12 protein-coding genes and 1 riboswitch are annotated in these 15329 nt (G+C 64.7%); of the genes, 5 read left to right on the plus strand and 7 right to left on the minus strand.

Annotation, left to right across the window (positions count from 1 at the left end):
- Positions 1-4: 4 nt before the first annotated feature.
- Positions 5-877, minus strand: coding sequence for a pirin family protein (locus tag BSY239_RS18960; RefSeq protein WP_069048170.1), 873 nt, complete (start codon positions 875-877; stop codon positions 5-7).
- Between the two features lie 98 nt (positions 878-975).
- Between BSY239_RS18960 and BSY239_RS18965 the strand changes: the two genes are divergently transcribed.
- Positions 976-1881 (plus strand): LysR family transcriptional regulator, encoded by a 906-nt coding sequence (locus tag BSY239_RS18965; RefSeq protein WP_069048171.1) that lies wholly within the window; start codon positions 976-978, stop codon positions 1879-1881.
- Positions 1882-1900: 19 nt separating this feature from the next.
- The gene (locus BSY239_RS18970; RefSeq protein ID WP_069048172.1) at positions 1901-2968 is read left to right on the plus strand and encodes an RNA methyltransferase; all 1068 of its coding nucleotides are present in this window, start codon (positions 1901-1903) and stop codon (positions 2966-2968) included.
- Here BSY239_RS18970 and BSY239_RS18975 read toward each other — a convergent pair.
- The 4 genes from BSY239_RS18975 to BSY239_RS18990 form a co-directional block, all read right to left on the minus strand.
- A complete protein-coding gene (locus BSY239_RS18975; RefSeq protein WP_069048173.1) occupies positions 2934-4190 on the minus strand; it encodes an FAD-dependent oxidoreductase in 1257 nt (418 codons plus the stop codon). The two genes, BSY239_RS18970 and BSY239_RS18975, sit on opposite strands and share 35 nt — an antisense overlap.
- Positions 4187-5335 carry an acyl-CoA dehydrogenase family protein gene (locus BSY239_RS18980; RefSeq protein ID WP_069048174.1) on the minus strand — a complete coding sequence of 383 codons (1149 nt, stop codon included), beginning with the start codon at positions 5333-5335 and terminating at the stop codon, positions 4187-4189. Before BSY239_RS18980 ends, BSY239_RS18975 begins: the two co-directional genes overlap by 4 nt.
- 181 nt (positions 5336-5516) lie before the next feature.
- Positions 5517-6077, minus strand: a complete 561-nt coding sequence (locus BSY239_RS18985; RefSeq protein WP_069048175.1) for an OsmC family protein — start codon at positions 6075-6077, stop codon at positions 5517-5519.
- Between the two features lie 36 nt (positions 6078-6113).
- Positions 6114-7007 carry a sulfurtransferase gene (locus BSY239_RS18990; protein ID WP_069048176.1) on the minus strand — a complete coding sequence of 298 codons (894 nt, stop codon included), beginning with the start codon at positions 7005-7007 and terminating at the stop codon, positions 6114-6116.
- Positions 7008-7526: 519 nt separating this feature from the next.
- Here BSY239_RS18990 and BSY239_RS22535 point away from each other — a divergent pair.
- Positions 7527-9059 carry a P-loop ATPase, Sll1717 family gene (locus BSY239_RS22535; RefSeq protein WP_156775537.1) on the plus strand — a complete coding sequence of 511 codons (1533 nt, stop codon included), beginning with the start codon at positions 7527-7529 and terminating at the stop codon, positions 9057-9059.
- A gap of 159 nt (positions 9060-9218) precedes the next feature.
- Here BSY239_RS22535 and BSY239_RS18995 read toward each other — a convergent pair whose 3' ends face one another.
- The gene (locus BSY239_RS18995; RefSeq protein WP_069049092.1) at positions 9219-9437 is read right to left on the minus strand and encodes a hypothetical protein; all 219 of its coding nucleotides are present in this window, start codon (positions 9435-9437) and stop codon (positions 9219-9221) included.
- A gap of 89 nt (positions 9438-9526) precedes the next feature.
- Complete coding sequence (locus BSY239_RS19000; RefSeq protein WP_069048177.1) at positions 9527-11122, minus strand: sigma-54-dependent Fis family transcriptional regulator; 1596 nt, start codon at positions 11120-11122, stop codon at positions 9527-9529.
- A gap of 164 nt (positions 11123-11286) precedes the next feature.
- Between BSY239_RS19000 and BSY239_RS19005 the strand changes: the two genes are divergently transcribed.
- Both BSY239_RS19005 and metH read left to right on the plus strand, forming a co-directional pair.
- A complete protein-coding gene (locus BSY239_RS19005; RefSeq protein WP_236944104.1) occupies positions 11287-12342 on the plus strand; it encodes a Fic family protein in 1056 nt (351 codons plus the stop codon).
- Between the two features lie 42 nt (positions 12343-12384).
- Positions 12385-12482, plus strand: a riboswitch (S-adenosyl-L-homocysteine riboswitch).
- 31 nt (positions 12483-12513) lie between these two features.
- The gene (gene metH / locus BSY239_RS19010) at positions 12514-15261 is read left to right on the plus strand and encodes a methionine synthase (RefSeq protein ID WP_083240072.1); all 2748 of its coding nucleotides are present in this window, start codon (positions 12514-12516) and stop codon (positions 15259-15261) included.
- The last annotated feature ends 68 nt before the right edge of the window (positions 15262-15329 follow it).

Genomic DNA, 15329 nt, shown 5'->3' on the forward strand with positions numbered 1-15329 from the left:
CTGTTCAGGCGGTCGCGGGAATGCGACCCATGCGACCGCTTTGAAAGTCCGTGAAGGCCTGGTGGATCTCGGCCTCCGTGTTCATGACAAACGGGCCGTAGCCCACCACCGGCTCGTCGATCGGCTCACCGGTCAACCAAAGCACGGTGCTGTCTTCCAGCACCTCCAGCGACACATCCTCACCGTCGCGCGAGAACACGGGCAGGTTCGCTGCCACCACCTCCTGGCCATTGTCCAGGCGCAACCGCCCGCGCAGCACCAGCGGGGCGGTGGTGTGCCCGGCCGGGGCTGGCAAGGTCACGGTGTGGCCGGCCTTCAGGCGCAGGTCCCACACCTGCATGGGCGTGAAGGTGTGCGCCGGGCCCTTCGCACCGAGCAGTTCGCCCGCGATGATGCGCGCCGTGCCGGCACCCTCGGGCAAGGACACCTCGGGAATCTGCTCGCGCGTGATGCCCTGGTAGCCCGGCGCGGCCATCTTGTCGCGCGCCGGCAGGTTCACCCAGAGCTGCACCATCTCGAACGCGCCGCCGGTTTTGGCGAAGCGTTCGCCGTGGTATTCCTCGTGCACGATGCCGCTGGCCGCCGTCATCCACTGCACTTCACCGGGGCCGATGGTGCCGCCGCCGCCGCTGGAATCGCGGTGCGAGACCTCACCCTCGTACACGATGGTCACGGTCTCGAAGCCACGGTGCGGGTGCTGGCCCACGCCGCGTTGCTTCGTGGTGGGCTCGAAGCGCGTGGGGCCGCCGTAGTCGAGCATGAGGAAGGGCGAGAAGCGCTCGGGCCGGTCGTTGTACGAAAACATGCTGCGCACCGGAAAGCCGTCGCCGACCCAATGGCCGCCGGCGCTGCGCTGGATGAAAGAAACGGTTTTCATGGGGGTGTTCTCCTGTTGAAGGTGCACTGTACCGGGCCAGCGCTGCCGTGATAAGTCGGTAAGATCACAAATCATCTTTCAATGAGCTGAACAATCCCGTGAACCCGCAGAACCCCGACCTCAACGACACGCTGGTGTTTGTGCGCGTGGCGCAGGCCGGTGGCTTCAGCGCCGCTGCCCGGCTCATGGGCATGCCCACCTCCACGCTGAGCGTGCGCGTGTCACGGCTGGAGCAGCGCCTGGGTGTGACGCTGCTGCAGCGCACCACCCGCCGCCTGCACCTGACCGAAGCGGGTCAGGCCTACCTTGCGCAGGCCGCGCGCGGGCTCGAAGACATCCTGCAGGCCGAGGCGCAGCTCGACGCCGGCAAACACGAGGCCCAGGGCCTGCTGCGCATCACGCTGCCCATCGACATGGGCGACGACCAGCTGCTGGGCATCCTCAGCAACTACCGCGCGCGCCACCCGGGTGTGGCGGTGGAGCTGGTGTTTTCCGACGCCCGCCTCGACCTGGTGGCGCAGGGCCTGGACCTCGCGCTGCGCGCCGGCGAACTGGCCGACTCCAGCCTGGTGGCGCGCCAGATCGGCCAGGCGCGCTGGGCACCGTTTGCTCACCCCGACTACCTGGCGCGCGCACCGGCGCTGCGCACACCCAAAGACCTCACGCAGCACGCCACCCTGTGCTTCAGCCCGCTGGGGCGCGACAGCTGGACGCTCACGCGCGGCAAGACCCGCGCGCAGGTGCCGCTGCACTGCGCGTTTGCCGCCAACGACATGCGGCTCATCCGCCAGCTCGCGCTCGACGGCCAGGGCGTGGCGCTGTTGCCCGACTACGTGTGCCGCCGCGAGGTCGACCACGGGCATCTGGTGCCGCTGCTGCCGGGCTGGCACGCGCGCACCGACCCGATCCACCTCGTCTACCCGGGCAAGCGTTTCGTGCCGGCCAAGCTGCGGCATTTCATCGACGAGGCCGGGCCTGCCCTCTCGGCACTTTTCGAGCGCTGAGCGGTAAGCTTCGCTCCCCATGCGCATCGAACACCTCCGCCAAAGATTGGCCGCCCTCGGCGCCAACCCGCGCCACGCACAGCGGGTGCTGCGCCTGTGGTCGCAAGCCTTGCCGCAGAACAGCGGGCGGCGCGAACTGTCGCACTTTCTCCCTGCGACGCTGGTGGCAGCACTGCCCGAAGTGGCCAGCGAACTGGCGGGCTTGGCGGTGCTGCAATCGCAACACCCGGGCGAAGACGGCTCCGCCCGCCTGCTGGTGGCGCTGGCCGACGGCCAGACGGTGGAGAGCGTGCTGCTGCCGCGCGACGGCCTGTGCGTGTCCACGCAGGTGGGTTGCGCGGTGGGCTGCGTGTTCTGCATGACCGGCCAGAGCGGCCTCATCCGCCAGGTGGGCAGCGCCGAGATCGTGGCGCAGGTGGCGCTGGCGCGCACGCTGCGGCCGGTGAAGAAGGTGGTGTTCATGGGCATGGGCGAGCCCGCGCACAACCTGGACAACGTGATGGACGCCATCGACCTGCTGGGCACCGTGGGCAACATCGGCCACAAACAACTGGTGTTCTCCACCGTGGGCGACCCGCGTGTGTTCGAGGCGCTGCCGCTGGCCCGCGTGAAACCAGCGCTCGCGCTGTCGCTGCACACCACCAAGGCCGGGCTGCGCGAACAGCTGATGCCCCGCGCGCCGCGCATGACGCCCGACGAACTGGTGGAGGCCGGTGAGAAGTACGCGCGGGCCACCGGCTATCCGATCCAGTACCAGTGGACGCTGCTGGCCGGCATCAACGACGGCGACGACGAGATCGAGGGCATCGTGCGTTTGCTGCACGGCAAACACGCCATCCTCAACATGATTCCGTACAACACCGTGGACGACCTGCCCTACCAGCGCCCGAGCTGGGAACAAGCGGCCGACATCGCACGCCGCCTGCACCGCCGCGGCATCCTCACCAAGCTGCGCCAGTCGGCCGGGCAGGATGTGGAGGGTGGGTGTGGGCAGTTGCGGGCTCGGGCGGAGCGGCCGGTCCGTCGGGTCGTGCCGATCCAGCCCGTGCCGCTCAATGCAGCGTCAACGGCCGTGACGTCGTCTTGACCCGCACGACCGCTGCACGCGGCTCGTAAGGCGCGGGGGTGGCGCCGCAGATGTCGGCGGCGATGGCCCGGGCCTGGCGGGCGATCGGTTCGATGAAGCGGCTGGCTTGGCCGTTGATGGCGATGCAGTCGCCCATGGCGTGGATGTGGACGTTGCTCGTCTTCAGGTTCGCAGCGTCCACGGCAATGCCGTTGTCCCATTTCAAATCGGCGCTCTGCGCCAGACGCGGCGGCGTGCTCAGGCCGGCGGCGGCGATCACCTGGTCGGCGGCGAAGCGCTGGCCGCAGGTGGTGGTGATGCGGTAGCGGCCGCTGATCTGCTCCAGCTGCGCCACCTGCACACCGCCCACAAAGCGGATGGCGAGGTCTTTCCACGCGTCGAGCAGTTGTGTGCCCGCGCCCTCGGCGCTCCAGCGCGCGAGTGGCTCGGTCTGCACGTCGAGCAGGGTGATGCGGTGACCGCCGAGCGCAAGGTCGTTGGCGAGCTCGCTGCCGATCAGGCCGGCGCCGACGATGGCGATGTCCTTGGGTGTGTCGCCGAGTGCGGCGCGCAGCTTCTGGTACGCCGCCAGGTGGTTGATGCGCCAGCACAGGGCGGCGGGCAGCGTGGGTGGCAGGGCGGCTTGTGCGCCGTGGGCGAGCACGAGGCGGTCGTACTTCAGGTTGCCGCGTGTGGTGCGCAGCTGCCGGGTGTCGGTGCAGATGCGCACGGCCTGCGTGTGGCTGATCAGGCGCACGTTCAGGCGGGCTGCGGCGGCCGCGCCGCTTTCCTTGACCATGGCCTCCAGCGCCGTGCTGCGCGCCATGGCGATGGACAGCATGGGCTTGTCGTACACGTCGCCCGCGCAGGCCGTGACCACGGTGATGGGCAAGGCGGCGTCGAGTGCGCGCAGGGCTTCGGCCATCTGCCAGCCGGCGCGTCCGGCGCCGACGATGAGCACACCGGCCGCGCCGCGTGTGGCCACCGGGGCGCTGTGGGTGATGCCGGCGCGCAGGGCGTCCAGGCTGGGTGGTGTGTAGGGCGTGAAGTCGGCCTTGGTCACACCGCACAGCGGGCAGGCCCAGTCGTCGGGGATGTCGGCGTAGCGCGTGCCGGGGGCCAGGCCGCCGTCGGGGTCGCCGTCGGCCTCGTTGTAGATGTAGCCACAGGCGTCGCAGATGTACTGCTGCCAGGGTGCGAGGGCCTGCACCGCAGCGGCGATCGTGTTCAGCGAGGTGTTCATGCCGGCATGACCTCGGCGGACAGCCGCGCCATCTCTTTGCGCAGGTGTTTGATGGCGGGCGTGACGATGGCGACAAAGTGCGATTCGCGCACGCGGCGCTGCACGGCCGAGCTCATGAGGTAACCGCGTGCGCCCTGGTGCAGCAGGGCCGACTGCGCGGCGCGCAGCGACAGTTCGGCGCCGTGTGCACGTGCGTCGAGCACGTCGATGAAAAACTCCACCGAGGGGTTGAACGGGGTTTCGGCCAGCTTCATCACACGCGCGCTGAGCGCGTCCAGCTCGGCCTGCAGCGCGTCGGGCCGGTCTTCCAGAAACTGGTTCACATGGCCGAGCTGCGCTTCAACTTCCCAGATGGAGTCGATGGCGCCCTGCGTGACGCCCACCGCCATGCCGCACTGGAGCATGACGAAGGCGGCGCGGATGCGCGCGATGAAGGGTTTGGCCGGTTCGGCCATGACCTCGTCGGCGCCGATGAACACGTTGGTGAGGCGCAGCGCGTAGGTGCCCGTGCCTTCCATGGCCGAGAAGCTGGGGCATTCGCGCAGCTCCATGCCGGGGGCGTTGCAACGCAAGAGAAACATGACCTCGCGCCCGGCGGGCTCGTCACCGTTCATCACGGCCGCGAGCACACCGCAGGCGTGGTCGGGCCCCAGGTTGCTCACCCAGGGCAGCGAGCCGTTGACGAGGTAGCCGCCCTCCACCGGCGTGGCCTTGAGCAGCAGGCTTTCGATCTGCGCGTAACTCTTCATGGGGTTGGACATGCCGGTACCACCCAGCGTGGCGCCGCTGGCGTGAGCGGTGAGCGCATCGCCCATCAGCGCGGGGTTGCCCGAGGCCTGCATGTACAGGCCACACACCGCCTGGCACCACACCATGAATCCGGTGGCGCCGCACACGCGCGAGACCTCGGCCATGGCGCGGATGGCCAGGCCGTAGTCGGCACGGCCCACGGGTGCGTCGAGGTGCGCGCTGAACACCCCGAGCGCGCCCAGCTGTTGCAACACGTCGCGCGGGTAGAAGCCGTCGCGGTCGCAGGCCTCCACCACGTCGGCCAGCGGCCCCTGCGCCACGGCGCGCACCGCGGCCAGCAGCTCGTTGGACGACGCTTCTTGCGTCAGCTCGCGGGGCAGATCGTTCGGGTTCATTCAAGCTCCAACAAGAGGGTGGGCCCTTCGACAGGCTCAGGGCGAACGGTGAGGTGATCGGGGTGACTTCGCCCCTTCCCCCTCTGGGGGAAGGTTGGGATGGGGGCCAGCGCGCCGACACCGCAGCTTCACGCGAGCCCCCACCCCTGCCCTCCCCCAGCGGGGGAGGGAGCAAAACACATCAGGCCAGCGCGATCTCGAACGGGATCGGGTTGCGCATGCTGTTGGCCACCGGTGAGTAGAAGTTGGCGTGCTTCACGATCTCGTCCAACACTTCGCGCGGCGCATCGCCTTCCACCACCACCTTCACGCGGATCGCCTGAAAGCCCATCTCGGCCGGCAGCTTTTCCAGCGCGCCACCGGCGCCCCACGCCGCGGGGTTGCCGATGTCGCCTTCCATGAAGACCTCGAGCTTGCTGAGCTTCACGCCCTTCCAGGTGGCCACCGCGGTGATGCCCACCGCGAGACACCCGCCCAGGCCCGACAGCACGATCTCGCCGGGCGCCGGGGCCGTGTCTTCGCCGAAGAGGTGCAGCGGCTCGTCCACCACCACCGGGGCGTGGTTGCCCACGGTGGAGAGCGAACGGTACTGCCCCTCCATGACGGTGTGGACCTTGTTGGTGCCACGGCTGGCGGGGTTGGCCTTGCCCTTGGCCGCGAAGGCCGCGAGGCCCTCGCTGTCGATGGGGCGCAGGTAGGCCTTGACGGTGGTCACAGGCTCGAGCGTGTCGGTAGCGGACATGGTGTCTCCAGGTGTTCAGGAATCAGGGAAAAGGGATCAGGCGGCCAGGGCCAGCGCGGGCTTCTTGGTGGACTTGGCGATGGGCAGACCGGTCTCGATCGGCAGGCTCTCGTCGCGCGACCACTCGTTCCACGAGCCGAAGTACATGCGCACGTCGGAGAAGCCGGCCTGCTTGAGCGCCAGGAAGGTGTTGGACGCGCGCGCGCCCTTGAAGCAGTAGAGGTAGATGGTGTCGTCGGTGGTGATGCCGGCGGTGGCGCACTCGGCCTTGACTTCGTCGGGCGTCTTGAACACCGGGCCTTGGGCGGAAGGCTTCATGAAGCGGTACCACTCCAGCCACTTGGCGCCGGGCAGGCGGCCTTTGCGGGGCGCGAAGTCCTTGCCGTAGGGCGACGACGATTCGCCGATCCACTCGTCGATGTCGCGCACGTCAAGCAACACGGTGTCGGTGCCCAGCGCGGCCTTCACATCGTCTTGCGTGAGCATCACGTCGGCCGTGGGCAGGTCGCTCGGGAAGGTGGCGGGCGTGGGTGTGGCGGCCGTGGTGGAGATGGGCAGGCCGGCGGACTTCCAGGCGCTGAAGCCGCCGTTGAGCACCTTGATCTTGGGGTAGCCCAGCCAGGTGAGCAGGTAGTAGCCGCGGCACGACTGGCCGTAGCCGCTGTTCATCGCGTCTTCGTAAAACACCGCCGTCTCTTTGCCCGACAAACCGGCCGCGCCCAGCGCTTCGGCAAACGCGGCCTTGAGCGCCTGCAGGCCTTCGGGTGTGGAGGTGGCGAGATACGTGAACACTTCGCGCAGGTTCACGGCACCGGGAATGTGACCGGCGGCAAAGGTGTCCGCGTCACGCGTGTCGATGACCACAACGGGTTCGGACGACTGCAGCGCAGCAAGCTGGGCGGGGGCGATCAGGGTGGCTTCAATGCTCATGGAGACCTCGCGGAAGTGGCGGAAGGCGGGATTGCCTGAGGTCTCTAGCGCAACCTGCGTGCCAGGGGGGGCGCGGAGGTGTGTCAACGCTTGAAGGGCGTTGAATTTGTTGGGTTTATTGGGGTTGGGGTGGAAGTGCTCTCGCGGCGGACGGCGCCTGGATACGCCACTGTGTCGACACAATGTCGACACAGTGTTGGTTGCCTTTTGGCACTACGGGCGGGTATACGGGCCGGGAAGCGCAGATCCTTAAATTCGACTCGAAGCCGGCACCCACCGCAAACCCCAATCGGTCAATCGCAGAAAAGCACGCGTTGCAGCTTCGCTCATAGTATCCGTGGCTGTAGGATTTCATGGTTTACTTCCATCCGTACCAAAATGAGGTTTAAGGTCGCAAGATCTTTGATCTAGTTGCGCTTTTCGGCGCCGACATGGTTGGAGTAACTTGTAATTCTTGCTGGTTCATTGATATTGCAAATCACGAATACAGCTCAATTAACTTTGTCTAGGAAACATGTAATGAGTGCACTCGACCATCTGCTGAAGTACGTTAGAACCGGTACCGCAGAGGGAGACCGGCCCTTCTTAGGCGAGATATTTATCGCACCAACTCAGTTCACGCAACTCTGTGCCATCGAACCTGGAGGTATGAGAATACTCGTAGGAAATAAGGGGATTGGGAAAAGTGCCATCGTCGAATGGATCGATAAAGTCGCTAAATCAAAGAAGCTGCCAAGCCTTCTCATTCGGCCCGATAACATATCATCCAAAGACACACCAACCTCGCTTGATATCGGCTCTCTGAAACGCTTCTATTACGAGGTCCTGCTTCGAACAGTTGGGGCTCAAATTGGCTCGCAACTCAAGGGGATGCTGAAGGGTTCAGCAGCGAAACTGCACAACGAGGCGCGGCAGCAGGGACTTGCGGAAGAAGACTTCATTCAAAAATCACTAGAGCTCATTTCAGCCATCTCATTGCCTGCAGCGAAAATCAACGGTGTACAGTTTGCAAAGGAATTGGCTGGAACCAACTCTCCTCATGCATTGATCAAGGCAGTCAATTTGCAGCTTCTCTCGTCAGGGAATGTCTTCTATCTCCTAATTGACGATACTGATCAGTTAGCAGCACCGGATCAACCAGCACATTTAAATAGGATTTGGGCGCTTCTGTTGGCGGTGAGGCGCCTGACAGGGGAATGCAGCGCCGTCAGGGCGATTGTCAGTCTTAGATCAAGCGTGTGGACTCGGCTCACCAGTGAGAGTCAAGGTCAAAGAGATCAAACCGATCACATGCGTGGACTCGTGATTCCCCTCTTGGCTGACGATAAGCTTATGCAAAACATCATAAGGAAGCGGTTGGAAAGTGCGGCGAAAGATGCCGGGAAAACACGTGTCGATCCTTACACAGTCTTTTTTAATGGGGCCACGATGACATTGCCGTCGAGTGATGAGCGCCGGTCGTGGGACTCATTTATTGCGAAGTCGGCTCGCGAACGCCCGAGGGATGCCATCCAGCTCATCAAAAATATGTATGGCGCGGCCAAGCAAAGAAATACTTCTTTAATTGGGAGCGATGAAGCAGGGATGGCAATGCGAGTTTACTCTTCGGAGAGAGTCGATGATGTAGTCAATGAATTCTCACTGGATTGCAAGAACATTCGCGAGATCATCAACACTTTCGCCGATTCTGATTTTGAATCTGACTTTGAAAAATTGCGACGACACCTGCTGACCGTTCCAAGCATTGCATCAATACAAATCCGCGGAGCTCAGCTTCGCCCAGATGTTGATGATGATGCAGTAGCGATATTGCGCCTCCTACACGAAACAGGCTTCCTTAATCCACGTGTAGTTGACAACACCATGCCACGAGGCTTCCGTCATATCCTTTTCCATGATGACTCTAATTTCGTTAAGCTTGCAAACTGGAACTTTATGCAGGGAGCACGATGGGAGATTCATCCTGCATTTCGAACATATCTAATCGGTGTCAAACAAGCTCAATTGGCGAAGCTGACGCCCGCGAGGCAAATTGGTGGCCCAAAGGGTTGAACTGAAACAGGAGCACTTACCCCAGATATCTGAAGCAAGCTTCTTTTTTTAGATGTTAACCGGCTGATTTCGATCTGAGCAAGACCGCTCCTGAGCGATGAGAGACGGATCTTCCCGATCAACCTAACCGACGAAAATGTGCGCAACCTGTCTGCGCGGCTATCGGCTGACGAAATCGTCCGCGTCCAGCGCCGGTGGCCGCAGCAAATCCTCGTCAATCCCCATCACCGCACTCGCCCGCTCCACCGCGCGCCACAGCAGGGGCGGCATCTTCAGGATCTCGTCGGGGGTGTCGGCCTGGGCGATCCAGCTGCTGATCTGCTGGTGCTCGTCGGGGGTCAGCAGGGCCAGGTTCAGCATTTCGTCGATGGTTTTCATGGCGGCTTCTCGCAAATCGGGGTCAATGGCGTCGATGCTGTCACACATCCGTTACGCCGGCTGTCCGTTCCACGGTTCAACCCCACCCTTCAGCGCAGCCCGGCCTTGCGCAGCCGGTAGCTGAACTGCCGCAGCGTGAGGCCCAGGCTTTGGGCGGCCTGGGTCTGGTTGCCCTGGTGGCGCTGCAGGGCGTCTTGCAGGGCCTGCGGGCTGTGGGAGCGGGCGCTCTGGTAATCGCGCACGTTGCCGGCGGGCAGGGGCAGCGCGGGTGGGGGCTCGGTGGCGGGCAGCGGCGTGAGCGACTCGGGCATGAAACGCTCCAGCGCCACGGCGGTCACGCGGGGGTGGTCGGTGAGCAGCACCAGGCGTTCGATGAGGTTGCCGAGTTCGCGGATGTTGCCGGGCCAGTCGTGCGCTTCCAGTCGCGCCATGGCCTCGGGCGCCAGGTGCACGTTGCGTTCGTGGGCCTGGTTGGCGCGGTTCACAAAATGCAGGGCCAGCGCGCGGATGTCTTCGCGCCGCTCGCGCAGGCTGGGCAGGCGGATCGGGATCACGTTGAGCCGGTAATACAGGTCTTGCCGGAACTGCCCGGCCTGCACGTCGCGCGCGAGGTCGCGGTTGGTGGCGGCCACCAGGCGCACATTCACCTTTTGCTCGCGCGTGCCGCCCAGGCGCACCAGCGTGCCTTCTTGCAGGGTGCGCAGCAGCTTGCTCTGCATGGCCAGCGGCAGTTCGCCGATCTCGTCCAGAAAAATGGTGCCGCCGTTGGCCTGCTCAAACCAGCCGGCGCGCGCGGTGTTGGCGCCGGTGAAGGCGCCGCGCTCGTAGCCGAACAGTTCGGACTCGAACAAGGTGTCGGGGATGGCCGAGCAGTTCACCTTGATGAAGGGCTGGTCGTGCCGGCCGCTGGCCAGGTGCACGGCCCGGGCAAACAGCTCCTTGCCGGTGCCCGACTCGCCCAGCAGCAGCACCGTGGCCTGCGACTGCGACACCCGCTCCAGCTCGCCCAGGGCCTGCAAGAGCGCGGGTGAGCGGCCAATGAGTCCGTAGCGCGCGGTGCTGGTGTCGAGCGCGCGGGCCAGGGCGGCGTTGCGCTCTTCGAGCTGGCGGGTTTCTTCGGCCACCAGCTGTTCCAGCTGCAGCAGCCGCCCGGCCAGCGTGGCCAAAATGCGCAGCACGGCCAGGTCGTCGTTCAGATGGCGCTGGCGGCTGCGGATGCGGTGGCAGGCCAGCACACCGATGGTGGCGCCGTTCACCTCGATGGGCAGCGCGATGAAGGCCACCGTCTGCGGCGGCAGCTGGCTGCGCGGCACGCAGCGAAACAAAAAAAGCGGCTCGGCGTCCACGTCCTGCACGATGGCGGGCAGGCCGGTCTGCAGCACCCGCCCGGTGATGCCCTCTCCCCAGCGGTACACGCCGCTGGCCACCTGCCCGGCGGTGAGGCCGTAGGCGTGGCGGATGGAGGCGGTGCGCTGGTCCCGGGTCTGGCCGGGGACGCCTTCGTCGGCCAGCACCATGCGGCCCCGGTTCAGGCCGAGCAGCTCGCTCATCAGGTGCAGCATCTCGCGCAACACAAAGGCCGGCGCCAGGCTGCGGCCCACCAGCTTCATCACCTCGCGCATGAGCAGCAGCTCCTGGGCGTGCCAGTCGGTGCCGGTGTGGTCGGGGTCGGTGCGGTGGGGCATGGGGAAGGTCAAGCAAACATCGCACCACGGCTGCGGCTTGGCCCTGCGATGAAAAAGCTTGGTTTTCTATACACGTGGTGTTTAACATGCATAGAAAATTCAATTTTTTATACAAATAAAAGGCCTCGCCAACCACGATGTCAACTCTGAAGCCCCTTGAACACTTGGACCCGGCTCGCTTTGACACGCCAGCCATCCTGAAAAAACTGGCCAGCAGCAGCCGGCAACTGGCCGAGCTCAAAGGCTTGGCCGCGTCGATTCCCTACCAAGGCATCCTCATCAACACCCTGGGTCTCCAGGAAGCCAAGGACAGTTCGGAGATCGAGAACATCGTTACCACGCACGACGAGCTGTTCAAGGGCGATGTACACCCCGACGCCTTTGCCGACCCGGCCACCAAGGAAGTGCTGCGCTACCGGCAGGCGCTGCGCTTCGGCTTCGATCAGGTGCGCACCAGCGGGCTGCTCTCGGCCAACCACATCGTGGGCATTCAGGCTGAACTGGAGCGCAACAACGCGGGCTTTCGCAAACTGCCGGGCACGGCTCTCAAAGACGGCGGGGGCCAGACGGTCTACACGCCGCCGCAAGACCCGGCCGAGATCGTGGCTCTGATGAGCGGCCTGGAGCGGTTCATGAATGACGACGCGCTGTTCTCGGCCGATCCGCTGATCAAGATGGCGCTGATGCACCACCAGTTCGAGAGCATTCACCCGTTCTACGACGGCAACGGCCGCACAGGGCGCATCCTCAACGTGTTGTATCTGGTGAAAGAAGGCCTGCTGGAGATTCCGGTGCTGTACCTGAGCAGCCACATCGTGCAGACCAAAGCCGACTACTACCGCCTGTTGCAGACGGTCCGCGACAACGACACCTGGGAAGACTGGGTGCTCTACATGCTGCAAGCGGTGGAGATCACGGCCCGCCAGACGGTGACGACCGTGCAGGCGATCAAGGCGGCCCTGTTCGACTACAAGCACCGCATCCGCAGCGGCTACAAGTTCTACAGCCAGGACCTGATCAACAACCTGTTCATGCACCCGTACACCAAGATCGAGTTCGTGCAGCGCGATCTGCAGGTGTCGCGGTTGACGGCCACCAAGTACCTGGAGGCGCTGGTGGACGGAGGCTTCCTCGGCAAACAGAAAGTGGGCCGCAGCAATTACTACGTGAACACGGCACTCAATGGCATCTTGCTGGCGCAACATCAGGCCGCCCGCTGAGGTCATCTCTGGCCTGCGCAGCACCAGCAGCTAAAATCCAACCCTCTCAAGGAGCGCTGCAGCGCCACCGGCCCCCAAGGGTTTGCGTGTGCGTCAGGCTTGAGTGGGCATGAACAGGCCCAAAACGGCGCTCACCAGTCTGTTGTCTGAAGAACCGCCTTGGTGAGCCCCATGTCTGCATCTGCCTCCGTTTCCCCGTCTTCCCCCGTTTCCGTGCCGCCCATGCTGCTCTCCGGCCTGGAGCCGCTGCGCATTGGCGCCGACAGCCTGTTTGTGAACGTGGGCGAGCGCACCAACGTCACCGGCTCCAAGGCCTTCGCCCGCATGATCCTGAACGGCGAGTACGAGCAGGCGCTGGCTGTTGCGCGCCAGCAGGTGGAAAACGGCGCCCAGATCATCGACGTGAACATGGACGAGGCCATGCTCGACAGCAAGGCCGCCATGGTGAAGTTCCTCAACCTGATCGCGGGCGAACCCGACATCGCGCGCGTGCCGGTGATGGTGGACAGCTCCAAGTGGGAGGTGATCGAGGCCGGCCTGCGCTGTGTGCAGGGCAAGGGCGTGGTGAACTCCATCAGCATGAAAGAAGGCGTGGACGAGTTCAAGCGCCAGGCGCGGCTGGTCAAGCGCTACGGCGCGGCCGCCGTGGTGATGGCGTTTGACGAAAAAGGCCAGGCCGACACCTACGAGCGCAAGGTCGAGATCTGCGAACGGGCCTACCGCATCCTGGTGGACGAGGTGGGCTTTCCGCCAGAAGACATCATCTTCGACCCCAACATCTTCGCCATTGCCACCGGCATTGAAGAGCACAACAACTACGCGGTCGACTTCATCAACGCCACGCGCTGGATCAAGCAGAACCTGCCGGGCGCCAAGGTGAGCGGCGGCGTGTCCAACGTGTCGTTCAGTTTCCGCGGCAACGACCCGGTGCGCGAGGCGATCCACACCGTGTTCCTGTACCACGCGATCAAGGCCGGCATGGACATGGGCATCGTCAACGCCGGCATGGTGGGCGTGTACGACGAGCTCGAACCCGAGCTGCGCGAACGGGTGGAAGACGTGGTGCTGAACCGCCGCCCTGACGCCGGCGAACGCCTGGTGGAGGTGGCCGAAAACGCCAAGGGCGCGGCCAAGGACGACAGCAAGAAGAACGAGTGGCGCGCGCTGCCGATCCGCGAACGCCTGAGCCACGCGCTGGTGCGCGGCATGAACGACTTCATCAGCGAAGACACCGAAGAAATGTGGCGCGAGATCGAGGCTGGGGGCGGGCGCCCGCTCAACGTGATCGAAGGCCCGCTCATGGACGGCATGAACGTGGTGGGCGACCTGTTTGGCCAGGGCAAGATGTTCTTGCCGCAGGTGGTGAAGAGCGCACGCGTGATGAAACAGGCGGTGGCCCACCTGCTGCCTTACATCGAGGCCGAGAAACTGGCCCAGGTGGCGGCCGGCGAAGACGTGAAGCCCAAGGGCAAGATCGTGATCGCCACGGTGAAGGGCGACGTGCACGACATCGGCAAGAACATCGTCACCGTGGTCCTGCAGTGCAACAACTTCGAGGTGGTGAACATGGGCGTGATGGTGCCCTGCCACGAGATTCTGGCCATGGCCAAGGCCGAGGGTGCCGACATCGTGGGCCTCTCGGGCCTGATCACACCCAGCCTGGAAGAGATGCAGTACGTGGCCGGCGAGATGGAGAAGGACGCGCATTTCCGCGAGAAGCAGATTCCGCTGCTGATCGGCGGCGCCACCTGCAGCCGCGTGCACACCGCGGTGAAGATCGCGCCGCACTACAGCGGCCCGGTGGTCTATGTGCCTGATGCCTCGCGCAGCGTGGGCGTGGCGCAGGGGCTGTTGTCGGACCAGGCGGCGCAGTACATCGCCGATCTCAACGCCGACTACGACAAGGTGCGCACCCAGCACGCGAACAAGAAGCAGGTGCCGCTGTGGCCGCTGGCCAAGGCGCGCGCCAACAAGACGCCCATCGACTGGCGCGCTTTTGAGCCGAAGAAGCCGCGCTTCATCGGCAAGCGCGTGTTCAAGAACTTCGATCTGAACGAGATCGTGAAGTACATCGACTGGGCGCCCTTCTTCCAGACCTGGGACCTCGCCGGCCCCTTCCCCGAGATCCTGAAAGACGAGGTGGTGGGCGAAGAAGCGCGGCGCGTGTTCAGCGACGGCAAGCGCATGCTGCAGCGCCTGATTGAAGGCCGCTGGCTCAGCGCCAGCGCGGTGGTGGGCCTGTACCCGGCCAACAGCGTGAACGACGACGACATCGAGCTCTACACCGACGAGAGCCGCCGCGAGGTGGCGCTCACCTGGCACGGCCTGCGCCAGCAGACCGAACGCTTCGAGGTGGACGGCGTGATGCGGCCGAGCCGGTGCCTGGCCGACTTCGTGGCGCCCAAGGGCGTGGCCGACGACTACGTGGGCGTGTTCGCCGTCACCGCCGGCCTGGGCGTGGAGAAGAAAGAGAAGCTGTTCATCGACGACCACGACGACTACTCCGCCATCATGCTCAAGGCCCTGGCCGACCGCCTGGCCGAAGGCCTGGCCGAGTGCATGCACCACCGCGTGCGCACCGACCTCTGGGGCTACGCGGCCGACGAGGCGCTGAGCAACGAAGACCTGATCAAGGAGAAGTACCAGGGCATCCGCCCGGCGCCTGGTTACCCCGCCTGCCCGGACCACTCGGTCAAGCGCCCGATGTTCGAACTGCTGCAGTGCGAAGACATCGGCATGGGCCTGACCGAAAGCCTGGCCATGCTGCCGGCGGCCAGCGTGAGCGGCTTCTACCTGAGCCACCCTGAGAGCGCCTATTTCAACGTAGGCAAGATCGGCGAGGATCAGGTGGCCGATCTGGCGCAGCGCAGCGCGGTGGCCGAGAAAGAGCTGCAGCGCTGGCTGGCGCCGAATCTTTAAGCTTGTTTCAACCCTGCCTGGAACCGAACACCGCCCTGTGGGTCAGTTTTCGGGAACCTTTCTTCACT

Source organism: Hydrogenophaga sp. RAC07 (assembly GCF_001713375.1).
In the GTDB taxonomy this organism is placed as follows: Bacteria; Pseudomonadota; Gammaproteobacteria; order Burkholderiales; family Burkholderiaceae_C; genus Hydrogenophaga.